Origin of the sequence: Trinickia sp. Y13 (assembly GCF_029522115.1) — a bacterium.
In the GTDB taxonomy this organism is placed as follows: Bacteria; Pseudomonadota; Gammaproteobacteria; order Burkholderiales; family Burkholderiaceae; genus Trinickia.
On the sequence record NZ_JAKWFK010000001.1, the window covers coordinates 258,734 to 273,780 of the forward strand.

Consider the following 15,047-nt stretch of genomic DNA (forward strand, 5'->3'; position numbering starts at 1 on the left):
GTGCGTATCGACACTTTCTACGCAGGTCATCACTAGAATCGCGCGGTCAAAGTCGCGTCGCGGGCTAACGCCACGCCAACGAAGCAATAGACGAAGCACAATCAATCGGTCGGGCAACGAAGCTTGCTCCCGGCCTTTCGTTATGTGTCCGCGAACGAAGCCCGCACGACGTTCACCGACTATACGAGGAGCAATATGAACCAGCTCATCAAGCGTTTCTTGCGTGACGATCGTGGCGTAACCGCCATCGAATACGCGCTCATCGCTGGACTCATCGCGGCTGCCATCGCCACGGTGGTCGGCAACATCGGCACGAATATCAACTCGGTGTTTACCGCGGTCGCCGCTGCGATCAAACCTTCATAAGCGATTTGTAATAAAGCTTTTTAACGGCGATTTACGATTTGCTTTAAATCGCTGCGTTGTGCTGATTGCTTCGGTAATCGGCAGGGATTCACTCGGTCTTTTTCGGGCTATTCGTTCATGAGCATGACGTTCGCGAGCGCCCTGTTTATCGCGTGGGCGGCAACCGTGGTGGGGTGCGACTTGCGCAATCGCCGGGTTCCGAATCGGCTCGTCATGGCGGGCGTGACGGTGGCGCTCGCCTGCGCCGCGCTGCACGCCTCCCCGTTCGCTATCGTAATCACGCAGGCCGCCTATGGGGCGGTTGCTGGTTGCTTCGTCTTGTTGCCGTTCTTTTTGCTTGGCGTCATGGGAGCGGCCGATGTCAAGGTATTTGCTGTGCTGGGCGCATGGTGCGGTGTCTCGGCGCTCCTCGACCTGTGGGTGATGGCGAGCATCGCCGCAGGCGTGCATGCCTTTGCGCTGATCGCCGCCGCGCGAGCGAGATCGCGCGCAACGTGGGCGCCGGCGCGGTCGCGTTGGCGCAGCGCTCAACCAACGTTCGCGGTGGCGGGCCGCCGGGCAACCCCGTATGCGGCGCTGCTCTGCTGCGCGGCGATGGCGCATTGGCTCGGCGCAGTCGCGCGAGGGGCGGCCACGTGAGGCGCGTACCTCGCGGTGCATCGCGCTTGCGCGCGGCCCGAAGCGCGGCCGGGAGTGCGGCCGTCGAATTCGCTCTCGTGTTTCCGCTGTTGTTCACGGTGCTGTACGGCATCGTGACTTATAGCGTGTTGCTCGTCGCGGAGCAGAGCCTCACATTGGCTGCCGAAGAGGGCGCACGCGCGGCGCTCAACTACCAAAACGCAGCGAGCGTGGCCGATGCACTCTCGGCTCGCAGCAGCAACGCATGCAACGTGGCGAGCCAGGCCGCGGCGTGGCTCGGCGCTTACGCGCGCTGCGCGGCGCAAAGCCAAAGCTGCAGCTACGACAGTGCGATGGACTGCGTGCAGGTCACGCTCACCTATGACTATGCGAGTCATCCGATCGTGCCGACCCTGCCGCTCTTGAGCCTCGCGCTTCCGAGTACGTTGTCGAGCGTGGCGACCGTGCAACTCAATCCGGAGAACCTGCTGTGAGGCGCCGCGCCGCATTGGCTCGTGCGTGCCGCGACTGTGCGCGCCGACGGCCCGACCGTGAATCGCCCGCGAGGAATCGAGCATGACCCATCTGAATCTGACGAAGATCGCGGCCGGTGCGTTGATCGCCGTGGCGCTATTGCTCGGGCTCTACGCATGGGCATTGAGCCGTCACACGGCGCCGCCGGCGCCGGTCGTCAAGCGCGCGACGCCCGAGGCCGCTTTTCCGGTGGTCGTTGCGACGCGTTTATTACCGGCGGGCGCGCCGATCGCAGGCGATGGCCTGCGTGTCGTGATGCTGCCGATGCGGCCGAGCGGGGCTTTTTCCGACGCGTCGCTCGTGACCCAGCGCGTGCCGCTCTCGGACATCGGCGCGAACGTGCCCGTGCTCGAGGCGCAGCTTTCGTCTGGCTTCGCCGAGCAAGTGGCGCCGGGCGAGCGGGCTGTGGCAGTGCATATCGACGAAGCGAGCGCCGTCGGCAATCGCATTCGGCCGGGCAATTTCGTGGACGTGTTCTTTACGCTCAAGCGCGATGGCGCGAGTGTCGGACCCAACGCGGAAATCACGCGATCGCAGACGCGCTTGTTGCTCTCGCGTGTGCGCGTGTTGGCGTTCGGCAACACGGCCTCGGGCGCCGGCAACCCGGCTCGGTACGGCGTAGGCGTGCACACCGCCGTGCTCGCGGTGCCGACGGCGGACGTGGACCGGCTCGGTTTGGCCGATAGCGCCGGGCACGTGCTCTTGGCACTGCGCAACCCGCGCGATCCCGAGGCGCTCGAACCGGCAGCGAGGGAGCGCGCGGCTGCCGTCGTTCATTCGAGTTCACGCGTAGGCCGCGGCGATGGGACCGAAGCCTCGGTGCAGGCGGAAACTGGGGTTTCCTTGAGCGAGCTGTCGGCAGGCACAGCGCCGGTGCGCACGATTGCTCGACCGGGGCCGCGGCCCATCCGCTCGGTGGCCGGCATCGAAGTCATCCGCGCGGGGCAGATGCAAGCATCGGCGAATTGACGGGAGCATGGCCTCGATCCGCGCTTTGCCGGTGAAAGACATGTCGAAATGACAAGCAACGCGACACGCGCCGGATGCGGCGCAGTCCACATCGATCAGCGAAAAAAGGCCTATGCGAGGGCCGTTCAAGACATGGCGAAGAAAGCAACGGTAGCTAAATGGAAGCGGATAGCCATCGCGTGTATCGGGGGCTGCATGGCGTTCGTATGCGCTGGCCTATCGGGCGCCGCCTATGCGCAGGACGAGCCGGGTCTCGCATCGCAGAGCGCGGCGGCGTCGGCGCTCGTCATGGCTGCTGGCGAACAGCGTCAAATCGGCGCCGGGCGAGCGCTCGTGCGGGTGGCGGTCGGTAATCCCGATGTCGCCGACGTCCTGGTGATTCGCGAGGGAGACGGGCGCGGCGGCGTGCTGATCGTCGGCAAGTCGCCGGGAACGACGAGCCTCATGTTGTGGGAGCGAGGCCGCGCCGCGCCGCAAACGGTTGCGCTGACGGTCAAGCCCGCCGCGGCGGCCGCGCTGGCCGACGGCGCCGCGCCCCATGTCGACACCTATGACGGCGCCGTCGTCCTCTCCGGCCGTACGCCGACGCTCGAAACGCATCAACGCGGCGTCGACCTCGCGACGCTCGCGGCAAACGAGCGGGCGCATTCGAAGGCGCCGCGCGGCGCCGAGCGCAGCGCAACGGCAAGCAAACGAGATGGGGTGCATGCGAGCGACGAAGCAGGGGCCATCGTCGACGAATCGACGATCGCGACGCGCAGCGTGGTGCAAGTGGACGTGCGCGTCGTCGAATTCAGCCGCACGGTCTTGAAAGCGGCGGGCTTGAATTTGTTCAAGCAGAACAATGGATTTTCGTTCGGTTCGTTCGGCCCCTCCGGTCTGAACACCGTTACCGGAGGGGGCACGGGCGCCTTCCAGGCGGTAGGCAATGTGCCGATCGCTTCGGCGTTCAACCTCGTGCTCAATTCGGCGGGCCGAGGGCTCTTTGCCGACCTCAGCCTGATGGAGAGCAACAACCTCGCGCGTGTGCTGGCCGAGCCGACGCTCGTCGCGTTGTCCGGCCAAAGCGCGAATTTCTTGGCGGGCGGGGAGATTCCGGTGCCCGTGCCCGAAGCGCTCGGCACCACGTCGATCCAATATAAGCCCTATGGTGTGGGCCTCACGTTGACGCCCACGGTGCTCAGCGCACAGCGCATCGCATTGAAGATCGCGCCGGAAGCCAGCCAGCTCGACTTTCAGAACGCCGTCACGATCAACGGCGTATCGGTGCCGGCGATCACGACGCGCCGCGCCGATACGACGGTCGAGCTCGGCGACGGCGAGAGCTTCGTCATCGGCGGTCTCATCGATCGGGAGACGCTATCGAACGTCAGCAAGGTTCCGCTGCTCGGCGATTTGCCGATCATCGGCGCGTTCTTCAAGCAACTGAACTACCAGCAAAACGACAAGGAACTCATCATCATCGTCACGCCCCACCTCGTGTCGCCGCTCGCGAAAAACGCGCGGCTACCTGCTACGCCGGGCGAGCAATCGGAGCAGCGCAGCGGCCCGGTCTGGCGCTCGTACTTAGGCGGCGCGCTTTCGAGCGACGCCGGACCAGGATTCTCACGATGAACCCGGCACGGGGACGGCGGGCGCGCATCGAGCCGCAAGGGGACCAGCATGAATGCACGAGCCCAGTCTGTGATTGAGCGAGCGCGTGTGGTCGCGGATTACTTCGTGTTCGCGTCGAGCGATGAAGCGCATGTGCGCTGGCTCAGCGAAGCGCTCGCGGCAACGGGCGTAGTGGAAGCGGCGTCTCCGGACCCGGACCCGCTCGGGCAACGCATGATCGCGTTGCGGCCATCGCTCGTTTTCGTCGATTTCTGCGGCGGGCGCATCGACGCGGCGACGCGCGCTGTGCGAGCGGTGCGCGCGCTCTCGCCGCAGGTACCGGTGATCGCGGTCGGTAAGCTCGCCGAACCCGAAAGCGCGATTGCCGCGTTGCGCGCTGGGGTACGCGACTTCGTCGATCTCGCGGGCGCTGTGCAAGAGGCGGTCAGCGTAACGCGGCAGGTGCTCGAAAACGTCGCGCAGATGCCGGCGCGCCATGGGCACCTCACCGTATTGCTGGGCGCACGCGCCGGCGTGGGGGTCTCGACGCTCGCGGCCCACCTCGGCGTGCTGTTGCAGCGCAGAGGGACGCGAGCGGGACGGCATGCCGCGTTGATCGACCTGGGCCTGCCCGCGGGCGACGGCATGCTCTATCTCGACACGCGCAGCGAGTTAGATTTCGTGGAGGCCGTGCGCAATCTGCGGCGCTTCGACGAGACTTTCGTCCATACGGCGCTGGCCCGCCACGCGAGCGGTCTTGCATTAACGTCGCTGTCGCCCGATCTGTCCGCGTTGCGGACGGTGTCGCACGCGTCGGCGGTCGCGCTGCTCACGCGGCTGCGCGCCTTCTTCGACCAGCAAATCGTCGACCTCGGCGGTTTCTCGAATCACGACTTCGTCGCACAGGTCGCGCAGGCGGCCGACGAAGTTTGGCTCGTCTGCGAACCCGCGATCGCGTCGGTGGTGTCGGCCGTCGATTTGCTGCGCGAACTGGCGGCCGCGCAATTCGACACGGGGCGCGTCGGTGTGGTCGTGACGCGATTCGACGCTCGGCTCGGGTTGTCGGCCGAGCAGATTGCGACGCGGCTCGGATTGCCGCTGGTCGCAACCTTGCCCTCGCGACGCGTGCCGCTCACGCTGGCGGCCAATCAAGGCAAGCTGCTGCTCGATACGGCCGAGCGCGATCCTTATGTGCGCGCGGTCGATGCGCTTGCCGATCGCATTGCGCCGCCAAACGAGGCGCACGCTGGCGCGCTCGACCATCGAGACGGCGGGACGGCGCTCCGTGCACGGCTTACGCGATTCATGCGATCCATGCGGTCCATTCAACTTCCACCGAAGCGGTCATAGACGATGGCAAACGAAATCGAATTTGCCGACGATGCCTCCTCGTTCGAGCATACGCAGCAGTTTCAGGACATCAAGAACGCCGCGCACGAGCATTTGCTCACGCGCATCGAAGAACTCGGCGCGGAGTTCGGCCGATGGTCGCGCGCCGCGATCAATCAGTTCGTCGATCTGGAAATGGACAGCTTCGTGCGCTTGCGCCATATCCCGATCAACGAGAGCGAGGTGCGGCTCATCGCCGAAGCGCTGACGAAAGAGTTGGCCGGATTCGGGCCGATCGAGGACTTGCTGGGCGACCCGGCGGTCGAAGACATCCTCGTGAACGGCTACCGGGACGTGTATGTCTCGCGCCACGGGATCTTGACGAAGATGCCCGTGCGCTTCGCGGACAACGCGCATCTGCTGCGCATCGTGCGCCGTATTCTCGCGCCGATCGGGCGCAGGCTCGACGAATCGAACCCCATGGTCGATGCGCGCTTGCCCGATGGCGGACGCGTCAATGTCGTCATCGAGCCGTTATCGATCGACGGCCCTGTCGTGTCGATCCGAAAATTTCGCAAAGATCCGCTGCGGCCCGCCGATCTGCTCGCGAACGGAACCTACAACGCGGAAATCTGCGCATTGCTCGAAGCGGCCGTGGCGGCGCGCTGCAATGTGCTCGTGTCGGGTGGCACGAGTTCGGGCAAGACGTCTTTGCTGAACGCGCTCGCCTTCCATATTCCCGAGCCCGAACGTGTCGTGACGATCGAGGATACGGCCGAGTTGTCGCTGAATCATCCTCATGTCGTGCGGTTGGAGAGCCGGCCCGGCGGCTTCGACGGCTCGGGGCTCGTGACGATCCGCGATTTGCTGCGCAACACGCTGCGGATGCGGCCCGACCGGATCATCGTGGGCGAAGTGCGCGGCGGTGAAGTGTTGGAGATGCTGCAAGCAATGAATACGGGTCACGACGGCTCGATGGGGACCGTCCATGCGAGCTCGCCGCGCGAGTGCCTGTATCGGCTGGAAATGCTGGCGGGCTTTGCCGGCTTTCAAGGAACGGAGTCGAGCTTGCGGCGGCAGATCGCGAACGCGATCGACTTCATCGTGCAGATCGGACGGCTGTCCAACGGACGCCGTCGCATCTTGTCGATCACCGAAGTCACGGGCTTGTCGGATACGATCATCGCAACGCAAGAGCTCTATCGTTACGAACCGATTCTCGATGCCGACGGCGAGGAAGTCGACAACTGGGCCTCGCTCGGCATTCACCCGCATTCGCCGAAACTGGCTCGCTTCAAGAACATGCTGGGCTCGGGCTTCGACGATGGGTTCTCGCAAGGGGGCTTCCGTGTCTAGCGGCATCGCCGGTGTCGCCGCGCTAGCGCTGCTGTGCGCCGCATTGGCGCTGTTGCTTTGGCAGCGCGGTGCGCGGACCCAGCGCGACGTGAGCGCGCAGCGCTATCTGGACAGGCGGGTCGCGGGCGCCAGCATGAGCGGCGCGTATCGCGCAGGCGGTCTACCGGGCGCTGGCGGCATGGCCGGCGCAGCGGCCGCGCAGCGCGCGAGCGGCGCAGGCGCGATGCCACGCGGGGTCGAGCGCGGCTTGCCGGAACGGCGTCGCCGTCTGCCCCCCTATATCGAGCATTTTCTCGTACGCGCGGGACTCTCGAGCGCGGGTGCGCCTGCCTTTGTCGTGTGCGGCGCATGGGCGCTCGGCATCGTCTGGACCGGCTTGCACGCCGGAGCGACCGCGGCCGGTGCTGCCGCGATCGCATCGATGGCGGCAGCAGCGCTCGTGATCACTGCGCGCACGCAACGGCGCCGCTTGGCCATCGTCGTGCAGCTGCCGACGTTCCTCGACGGCATCGTACGCCTGGTGACGCTTGGCAACAGCGTGCCATCCGCGTTTCAAGCGGCGTTGCAAACGACCGAAGCGCCGCTGCGCGAATGCCTCGATCATGTTTCGAGGATGCTGCGCGCAGGCGTCGAAATCGATCGGGCGTTGACTCATGTGGCCGCGGTGTATCGGACGCGTGAATTCGAATTCGTCGGCGCGGTGCTGAGGCTATCGGTCAAGTACGGTGGCCGCGCGGACGTCATGCTCGAGCGGATGTCCGCATTCATGCGCGATCTTGAGCAGGCCGAGCGCGAACTTGCGGCGATGTCGGCCGAAACCCGCCTCTCCGCTTGGGTGCTCGTTGCGTTGCCGCTTGCGATCGGGGGCTTTCTCGTGGCGACGAACCCGGCGTATTTCAGCGCGATGTGGGGCGATGTCGAGGGGCGTCGTCTCGTCTACCTCGCCTTCGCGTTGCAAGCGCTCGGCGGCTACGTGCTGTATCGAATGACGCGCTTGAGGGCATGACGATGCAAACGGATCGGCTCTTTGCACTGGCACTCGCATTGGGTGTACTCGGATGTTTGCTCCTGGCTTATGTCGTCCTATTACGCATGGCGGCGGCAAGACGCGGCGCGCGCATGCTTGCCCATGCGCTCGAGCGACGCGCTGCCGCCGCTGCGGCCGCACCGGCAAGCGCCGGGGAACTGCGCGCGCAGGCCGCGGGCAGTGCGCCGCCTATGACGGGGCAACGTCGCGTACCGGCTGCCGCGGCGCTCCCGACATCGAGCGGGCCGCCCACGACCCTGGCTGCGCGCGTGGCGCTGTGGCGGGTGCGCTTCGGTCACGCGGGTGTGCGCTGGCTCGACACGCCGCTCGGCAAGCATATCGTCGCAAGCGAAGACAGGCGGTTGATCGAGCAATGCGGCTTTATCGACGCCGACGCGCGAGGCTTCTTTCTGCTGTCGCGGCTCGTTTGCGCACTCGCGATCCCCCCGCTCGCAAGCTGGCTGTGGAGCGCTTATGTCCCTGCCGGTTACCACGTGGCGTTCGTGGCGGCGGCATTCGTCGCCGGCTTCATGTTGCCGAAGTTCGCGCTGGGGCGTCGCGCCGCGATGCGCCGCAATGCCGTCGCCGACGAAATGCCGGTGCTCGTCGATTTGCTGCGCTTGCTGCAGGGCGTCGGCCTATCGCTCGATCAAAGCTTGCAAGTCATCGTCAACGATTTCCGTTCGATGTTGCCTGTCCTGTGCGGCGAACTCGAGCACGCGCAGCGCCAGTTCGCGGCGGGGCGCACGCGCGAGCAATCGCTGCAGCGTCTAGGCACGAGCTTCGACAACGAGGATTTGCGCGCGATCGTCAGATTGATGATCCAGGTCGATCGCCACGGCGGAGCGGTACAGGAGCCGCTCAAGCAATTCGGCGATCGGCTGCGCGAGACGCGCCGCGCACGATTGCGCGAAAAGATAGGACACCTAACGGTCAAGATGACTGGTGTGATGATCGTGACGTTGCTGCCTGCGCTGTTGATCGTGACGGCCGGACCCGGCTTGCTCGCGATCATGCGATCGCTGGCGACGGTGCATCGATGAGGGGTTGGCGATAGGTTTCGCGATCGTGAATGCTTTCCTAGACATCATGAATGAACATTCGACGAAAGAGCTTTCGATGAAGCAACCGCATTCGATCCACATACCGTTTCGCATGCTGCTCGCCGCTATTCTGGCGATTGGCTGTGGCGCGTGCGCCTTCAAGGAATCGGGCTACGGCGTCGGAGCGCAAGCCGAGCGCGCGGCGGCGCAGGCGGTGGCCGAGAAGCAGAGCGCGCCAGATACCCCCGGGATGTATCTTGCGTTGATCGATCGCATGCAGCGACAGGGGCTCTATTACGCCTCGCTGGCGCATATCGATGCTTACGAGAAAGAGTACGGCGCGACTCCCGACTCGACCTTGCTGCGCGCCGATGCATTGCGGGAAACCGGACAGCCTGCGGCGAGCGCGACGGCCTATCGCGTCTTGCTCTCGACGCCGCTCGCAGCGCGCGGCTATCGCGGCCTGGGATTGCTCGCGGGCGCCGCGGGCGACTTTCACGAGGCGGCGCGCGAGTTGGCGCATGCCGCGGCGCTCGCGCCGACCGATGCGGCGACATTGTCCGATCTGGGTTATGCGCTGCTGCGCGAAGGCGATGTCGGCGACGCGCGCGTGCCGTTGATGCAGGCTGCAGAACTGGACTCGCACAGCGGGCGCATCAAATCGAATCTCGCGCTGTTGTTGTTTGCGCAAGGTCATGCGAAAGAGGCGAGGGCTTGGATGGACGATCAGCAATACTCGCCCGCGGTGCGCTCGGCCATTCACGAGGACGCGCTGAAGGTGGCGGCTGCCGCGCGCAGCTTTCGGGCCGCGGGTGCGTCGGCGCGCAATTGAATCATGAGGAGCGCAACACACTTGCCGATGAATGGAAGCGAGAAGTCGGCAGGCAGAGCGGTCTCGACGGAGAAAAACGATGGATCGGACGTGGGCGAGGGACGCCGCAATGCGCGCGGCGATGGCGCTAGGGATAGGGCTGGCGGCAATGTGTTCGCTTGCCGCCAGCCCGGCATGGGCGCAGGCGCGCCCGATAGCGACGATGCGCGGGACGGGCGACGCGGGCGATGCGGGGGCGCTGCAGCGAACCGGCGCGAGCGACGTGGGCTCGGCCACGACGGCGTGGCTCGACTTGCAGCGAACGAACGCCGCTGCGGCGCCGGCGTTGCCCACGCCCGGCGCGCAAGCCCGCTTGGCTTACGAGCGCTATATGGACTCGTTCCGCAGCAAGATTCCAGCGTCGTTCGGATCGACATTGTCGGGCGCGGGCAATGCCGGTCGGATCGACTACTCGAACGTGGGGGGCGCGCAACCCACGGGCGCGGCGAACTGAGGCGCCGCTGATCGTGCCGTGCGTGGCGACATCGACAGCAAAACTACGCGAGAGCACGGCGCGGGCCGTGCCCGTGCGTCCGCCGCGCCTTGGGCACTCGCATCGCCTCCGGCAGCGGGGGGCAATTGCGCCTATCGTCGCGCTGTTCATGACGATCGTCGTCGCCGCGCTCGGTGCGCTCGACGTCGGCAATGTCTTTTTCGCACGCCGTTCGCTGCAGCGAACGGCCGATCTCGCCGCCTTGGCGGCAGCGCAAACGATGGACGACGCCTGCACGCAACCTTTGGCAACGGCGCGCGCGAACGCCGCGGCCAACGGCTTCGACCCCGATGCGACGGGACAAGCGCTGGTGGTCGTATGCGGACGCTGGGATACGCAGGCCAATGCGGCCCCGAGTTACTTCGCCGCTGGGACCGTCGACGCGCCGTTGAACGCGGTGCAGGTGACGGCGCAACGCAAGGTGCCGTATTTCTTCCTAGGACCTGCGCGGCAGTTGAGCGCCACGGCGACGGCCAAGGCCACGAACCTGGGTGCATTCACCGTCGGTACGGCCCTCGCACAGTTGCAAAATGGCCTCGTGAACTCGCTGCTGAACGCGCTGCTCGGGGCCAACCTGAGCCTATCGGTCGCATCGTACGAATCGTTGGCGAATGCGCGCGTGCGTATGCGCGACGTGATGGCGGCCGCGGGCGTCGGCACGATCGATCAATTGTTGTCGATGCAGGTCGATGCCGCGCAAATGGCCGAGCTGATGCTCTCGGCGCTGTCGTCCACAGCGATCGCCGACGCCAACTTGCAAACCGACATCGCCACGCTGCAAGCGGTCGCGCACGGCGGCATCTCCAATACGGTGCGGTTTGCGCTGGGCAGCGGCGCAGGCGGAAACGGCGTATTCGCGCTGGACCTCGCCGACCGGCAGAGCGCGCTCGATGCAACGGTGAGCCCGCTCGATGCGCTGCTCGTCGCGGCCGAAATCGCGAAGGCGGGGCAGCCGCCGATTCAACTGGCGGCAGGGCTGACGATCGGCGGTCTCGGTGCGACGTTGAAGGTGCAAATCATCGAGCCGCCCGTGCTGGCTGTCGGCGAGGCAGGCATAGACCCCTCGACGCAGCAGTGGCGCACGCAAGCGCACACCGCGCAGGTTCGCTTGTACTTGAACGTGGCGCTCGGCACGCCGACGCTGCCCGTGATCGGCAGCGTCGGCATGAACTTGCCGCTTTCGCTCGAGGCCGCGCCTGGCACTGCGTGGCTGCAGAGCACGCGATGCGCGCCGACGAAGGCGGCGAGCGCCTCGACGATCGGCGTGCAGCCCGGGCTCGCGCAGGTATGTTTGGGCGATGCGCCGGCCAATCTGTCGGCATCGCAGCCGTTCAGTTGCGCGACGCCCGCGACGCTGATCGACGTGCCCAACGTCGTGAAGGTGACGGCGAACGTCGCGTTGCCCGCCGTCGTGCCGCAATCGTCGGCGGCCACCTTGAGCTTCGACGGCGTCACGCCGAACGACGACGATTATCAAAGCGCGAATGCCAACGCGGTCGGCAGCGTGCTGGCCAACGCGCTTTCCGGCGTGGCCGCCTCTTTGGCGCAGCCGAGCGGGCTCGACGTGACGTTGCTCGGCGGCCTATCGCTGCCGCTCGGTTTGCTCGACAGCGTGCTGCTTGCCGCGTTGTCGCCAGCGCTGGACGCGTTGCTTTCGGGGATCGACTTGGCCATCGATCCGCTATTGCAGTTGCTGGGCGTGCAAGTCGGCGTTGCCACGATCCATGATTTATCACTGACATGCGGAGCGGCGCAGCTCGTTTATTGACGTATTGCCGTACCGTTGCTTAGGACACCTAATAACGATGAGAACTGCCCATACGATCGAGGAACTGGACATTTATGTCTGGGAGGGCAAGGCCGACATCGTCGAGCGCGTCGTGCGCTGCATGTCGAGCTTCGACGTCGACGTGATCCGCGCCGACGACATGACCAACGCGCCCGAACGCAACGTGGCGCGCGCATCTCTGGCGGTGATCAGCGTGAGCGTGATCGACAGCAGCGGGGGCGGCGGCCGGTTGCGCGATTGGCAGGCGCATACGGGCATGCCCGTGATCTGGGTCGGTGCGTTGCCGCGCGAGCGCGACCCGGCCACCTATCCGCCCGAATACTCGCACGTGCTGCCGCTCGATTTCACCTGCGCGGAGCTGCGCGGCATGGTGACCAAGCTGCTGACGCAATTGCGCGCCCATACGGCTCAGACGCTCGAGCCGACGGCGCTCGTTGCGCATTCCGATTGCATGCAAGCGCTGCTGCACGAGGTCGATACGTTCGCCGATTGCGATACGAGCGTGCTGATCCGCGGCGAGACCGGCGTCGGCAAAGAGCGCATTGCGCAGTTGTTGCACGAAAAGCACCGCCGCTACCGGACCGGGCCGTTCGTACCCGTCAATTGCGGCGCGATTCCCGACGGTCTGTTCGAGTCGCTCTTCTTCGGTCACGCCAAGGGCGCGTTCACGGGCGCCGTGGGCGCGCACAAGGGCTACTTCGAGCAAGCGGACGGCGGCACGCTGTTTCTGGACGAGATCGGCGACTTGCCGCTCTATCAACAAGTGAAACTGCTGCGCGTGCTCGAGGACGGCGCCGTCACGCGGGTGGGCTCGGCCACGCCGGTCAAAGTCGACTTCCGCTTGGTGGCCGCGACCAATAAAGACCTGCCGCAACTCGTGAAGGACGGAACGTTTCGCGCCGACCTCTACTACCGGCTGGCGGTGATCGAATTGCGCATTCCGTCGCTCGAAGAGCGCGGCGCCGCCGACAAGATCGCGATCTTCAAGGCGTTCATCGCCTCCGTGGTAGGCGGTGAACGGCTGACGAGCTTGCCCGAGATCCCCTATTGGCTGGCCGACGCCGTCGCCGACACCTATTTCCCCGGGAATGTGCGCGAGCTGCGCAATTTGGCCGAGCGTATCGGGGTGACGGTGCGACAGATCGGCGCGTGGGATGCGCCGCGGTTGCGCCGACTCATTGCGCATGCACGCAACGCGCAGCCCGCGCCCGCCGAGAGCGCAAACGAGCCCGTCGTCGACCGCAGCAAGTGGGACATGGCCGAACGCGCGCGCGTGCTGGCGGCGCTCGCTGCGAACGCGTGGCGGCGGCAGGACACAGCCCAGTACCTTGGGATCAGCCGCAAGGTTCTTTGGGAAAAAATGCGCAAGTACCAGATCTTCGACGAGGAGCCCGAAACGCGAGAAAGTGAGGGATAATGGCGCGCTTAAGTGAAAGTTGTCTCAAAAAGTAGAACTATTCGCGCAGGAAACAACACATGAGCCACTATTCGTGTTTACGGGGGACCGCGCTTGCAGCGCTGATCGCAATCGGGGGAATGGGGATAAATGGTTGTGCCACGGCGCAGTCCAGCTCGGACGGCGCCGCAAACGTTGCACTGGTCGCTGCGGCAGCGCCTTCACCGGTCTCGGCCGGTTCGGCGGCGGCATCGACGCAGAGCGCTTCGCCCGTGATGTCGGCAGACCAACCGGCATCGGCGGCCGCTGCCGACGAGGCGAGCGATGGCCAAGGAAATGTTGCCGAATTACAACGGCTGATGCATGGCACGGAGCTTTCCGAGTTACGCAGGGCGTACAACGGCACGTATGGCGCAAGCCTGCTTCTGCATGGGAAGGAGATGACGTACTACGTCGCTCTGTTCCAGCAGAAGAATTTCTGGCGGGTGATCAAGACGACGAACGCGGATTACGCGGAAGCCGTCTACGCCGATTTCACGCGCCGCAGCGCACAGCTTGCCGACGTCGAAATCAAACGCACGAAGCTCGCGGCGCAAAAGGCGTATACCGAAGCGCTGATCGCGGCGGCGCAAGCGCGCGCCGATCGCTTGCAGGCCGATCTCGACGTTGCGCGCAGGCAGCAGGAACTGGTCGCGAGCCGCCAGAAGCAGGCGCGTGAAGAAGCGGCATCGTTGCAGACGCAAAAGCTGGCGGCACAGGAGCAGCTGAACGCGGTGCAGCAGCAGATCCACATGCTGCAGCGTGAAACGAATCAAGGCTTGCCGCACACGCATCCGTCGCGTCACCGCAAGCATTGACAGCACGATGCTAAGGCAACGCCGGATGCCCCGAGCAGCGTACTACGATCGCCGCATCGAGGCCGGTTAGCCGGCCTCGATGCGGCGCTTCCCGCTATTTGCGCCGCCGTTCGCGAACCGCGCCGATATCCGCATCGGCTTGCCCCTGCGCTTGCGCAAGCACTCGTTCGACGATGCGTTTTGCGCTCGCCAGATGCGCAACCGTCATGGCCCGCGCGCCGCGCGCATCGCGCAGGCGGCACGCTTTCAAGATCGCCGCATGCTCATGTTGAAACGCGGCCGTATCGGCGAGCAGCGTGCTCTGCAATCGCTCGTAGCGCTCGACCTGCCCGCGCAAGTCGCGGATCGCCTTCAACTGCCTGCGGTTGCCGCACGGCGCATACAGCAACTCGTGAAATTCACGATTCAACTCGCCTTGCTTGTCGGGCGTCGGCGCTTTGCCCAGTAACCGGTGCACGAGCTCGGCGCGTGCGAGCGTCTCCTCGGTCATACATTTGACGGCGCGAAAAATCGCGTCGCCTTCCAGCAACGTGCGCAGCCCGTAAATCTCGTCGACATCGCTTTGCGTCAATGCGCGCACGACGGCGCCGCGATTCGTGAAAATTTCGACGAGGCCTTCGGCTTCCAGCTTGTGCAGCGCCTCGCGCAATGGAATCCGGCTGACCGAAAAACGATCGGCCAACTCGCGCTCGACGAGCCGCGTGCCGTCTCTCAACTGACCCATTGCGATCGAGGCGCGCAGCGATGCCGCGATAGCGTCGGCGGTGGAGTCGAGCTTGGTTTGCATATTCGTTTCCGCAATATTT

The 15,047-nt window shown here is 65.4% G+C and carries 14 protein-coding genes and 1 pseudogene; 14 read left to right on the forward strand and 1 reads right to left on the reverse strand.

Annotated elements, in window-relative coordinates; translation table 11 throughout:
- Positions 1-195 precede the first annotated feature (195 nt).
- The 14 genes and pseudogenes from MMB74_RS01095 to MMB74_RS01160 all read left to right on the forward strand — a co-directional run bounded on the left by MMB74_RS01095 (position 196) and on the right by MMB74_RS01160 (position 14,241).
- On the forward strand, positions 196-366 hold the full coding sequence (locus MMB74_RS01095) for a Flp family type IVb pilin (RefSeq protein ID WP_277426745.1): 171 nt from the start codon (positions 196-198) through the stop codon (positions 364-366).
- Between the two features lie 117 nt (positions 367-483).
- Positions 484-1,005, forward strand: a complete 522-nt coding sequence (locus tag MMB74_RS01100; protein ID WP_277426746.1) for an A24 family peptidase — start codon at positions 484-486, stop codon at positions 1,003-1,005.
- A complete protein-coding gene (locus MMB74_RS01105) occupies positions 1,002-1,478 on the forward strand; it encodes a TadE family protein (RefSeq protein ID WP_277426747.1) in 477 nt (158 codons plus the stop codon). The genes MMB74_RS01100 and MMB74_RS01105 overlap by 4 nt, the downstream gene beginning before the upstream one ends.
- A gap of 82 nt (positions 1,479-1,560) precedes the next feature.
- The gene (gene cpaB, locus MMB74_RS01110) at positions 1,561-2,487 is read left to right on the forward strand and encodes a Flp pilus assembly protein CpaB (RefSeq protein WP_277426748.1); all 927 of its coding nucleotides are present in this window, start codon (positions 1,561-1,563) and stop codon (positions 2,485-2,487) included.
- 195 nt (positions 2,488-2,682) lie between these two features.
- Complete coding sequence (locus MMB74_RS01115) at positions 2,683-4,101, forward strand: type II and III secretion system protein family protein (RefSeq protein WP_277426749.1); 1,419 nt, start codon at positions 2,683-2,685, stop codon at positions 4,099-4,101.
- Positions 4,102-4,149: 48 nt separating this feature from the next.
- Complete coding sequence (locus MMB74_RS01120) at positions 4,150-5,430, forward strand: fimbrial protein (protein ID WP_277426750.1); 1,281 nt, start codon at positions 4,150-4,152, stop codon at positions 5,428-5,430.
- A 3-nt stretch (positions 5,431-5,433) separates the two neighbouring features.
- Positions 5,434-6,765 carry a CpaF family protein gene (locus tag MMB74_RS01125; RefSeq protein WP_277426751.1) on the forward strand — a complete coding sequence of 444 codons (1,332 nt, stop codon included), beginning with the start codon at positions 5,434-5,436 and terminating at the stop codon, positions 6,763-6,765.
- On the forward strand, positions 6,734-7,771 hold the full coding sequence (locus MMB74_RS01130) for a type II secretion system F family protein (RefSeq protein ID WP_277426752.1): 1,038 nt from the start codon (positions 6,734-6,736) through the stop codon (positions 7,769-7,771). Before MMB74_RS01125 ends, MMB74_RS01130 begins: the two co-directional genes overlap by 32 nt.
- Before the next feature lie 2 nt (positions 7,772-7,773).
- The gene (locus MMB74_RS01135) at positions 7,774-8,835 is read left to right on the forward strand and encodes a type II secretion system F family protein (RefSeq protein WP_277427113.1); all 1,062 of its coding nucleotides are present in this window, start codon (positions 7,774-7,776) and stop codon (positions 8,833-8,835) included.
- A 112-nt stretch (positions 8,836-8,947) separates the two neighbouring features.
- Positions 8,948-9,634: pseudogene (locus MMB74_RS01140) on the forward strand (pilus assembly protein); the annotation flags it as partial.
- Between the two features lie 112 nt (positions 9,635-9,746).
- Entirely contained in the window at positions 9,747-10,160 is a 414-nt protein-coding gene (locus MMB74_RS01145; protein ID WP_346780659.1) for a DUF3613 domain-containing protein, read from the forward strand.
- Between the two features lie 73 nt (positions 10,161-10,233).
- Positions 10,234-11,967 (forward strand): TadG family pilus assembly protein, encoded by a 1,734-nt coding sequence (locus tag MMB74_RS01150; RefSeq protein WP_277427115.1) that lies wholly within the window; start codon positions 10,234-10,236, stop codon positions 11,965-11,967.
- A gap of 37 nt (positions 11,968-12,004) precedes the next feature.
- The gene (locus MMB74_RS01155) at positions 12,005-13,405 is read left to right on the forward strand and encodes a sigma-54 dependent transcriptional regulator (protein WP_277426753.1); all 1,401 of its coding nucleotides are present in this window, start codon (positions 12,005-12,007) and stop codon (positions 13,403-13,405) included.
- A gap of 59 nt (positions 13,406-13,464) precedes the next feature.
- Positions 13,465-14,241, forward strand: coding sequence for a DUF2968 domain-containing protein (locus MMB74_RS01160; RefSeq protein ID WP_277426754.1), 777 nt, complete (start codon positions 13,465-13,467; stop codon positions 14,239-14,241).
- Positions 14,242-14,335: 94 nt separating this feature from the next.
- On the opposite strand, the gene MMB74_RS01165 is transcribed toward MMB74_RS01160, so the two are convergent.
- A complete protein-coding gene (locus MMB74_RS01165; RefSeq protein WP_277426755.1) occupies positions 14,336-15,028 on the reverse strand; it encodes a GntR family transcriptional regulator in 693 nt (230 codons plus the stop codon).
- Positions 15,029-15,047: the final 19 nt, after the last annotated feature.

Coding starts and splice junctions, on each gene's coding strand:
- MMB74_RS01095 (WP_277426745.1), top strand. CDS start 196: ATGAACCAGCTCATCAAGCGTTTCTTGCGTGACGATCGTGGCGTAACC.
- MMB74_RS01100 (WP_277426746.1), top strand. CDS start 484: ATGAGCATGACGTTCGCGAGCGCCCTGTTTATCGCGTGGGCGGCAACC.
- cpaB (WP_277426748.1), top strand. CDS start 1,561: ATGACCCATCTGAATCTGACGAAGATCGCGGCCGGTGCGTTGATCGCC.
- MMB74_RS01115 (WP_277426749.1), top strand. CDS start 2,683: ATGGCGTTCGTATGCGCTGGCCTATCGGGCGCCGCCTATGCGCAGGAC.
- MMB74_RS01120 (WP_277426750.1), top strand. CDS start 4,150: ATGAATGCACGAGCCCAGTCTGTGATTGAGCGAGCGCGTGTGGTCGCG.
- MMB74_RS01125 (WP_277426751.1), top strand. CDS start 5,434: ATGGCAAACGAAATCGAATTTGCCGACGATGCCTCCTCGTTCGAGCAT.
- MMB74_RS01130 (WP_277426752.1), top strand. CDS start 6,734: ATGGGTTCTCGCAAGGGGGCTTCCGTGTCTAGCGGCATCGCCGGTGTC.
- MMB74_RS01135 (WP_277427113.1), top strand. CDS start 7,774: ATGCAAACGGATCGGCTCTTTGCACTGGCACTCGCATTGGGTGTACTC.
- MMB74_RS01145 (WP_346780659.1), top strand. CDS start 9,747: ATGGATCGGACGTGGGCGAGGGACGCCGCAATGCGCGCGGCGATGGCG.
- MMB74_RS01155 (WP_277426753.1), top strand. CDS start 12,005: ATGAGAACTGCCCATACGATCGAGGAACTGGACATTTATGTCTGGGAG.
- MMB74_RS01160 (WP_277426754.1), top strand. CDS start 13,465: ATGAGCCACTATTCGTGTTTACGGGGGACCGCGCTTGCAGCGCTGATC.
- MMB74_RS01165 (WP_277426755.1), bottom strand. CDS start 15,028: ATGCAAACCAAGCTCGACTCCACCGCCGACGCTATCGCGGCATCGCTG.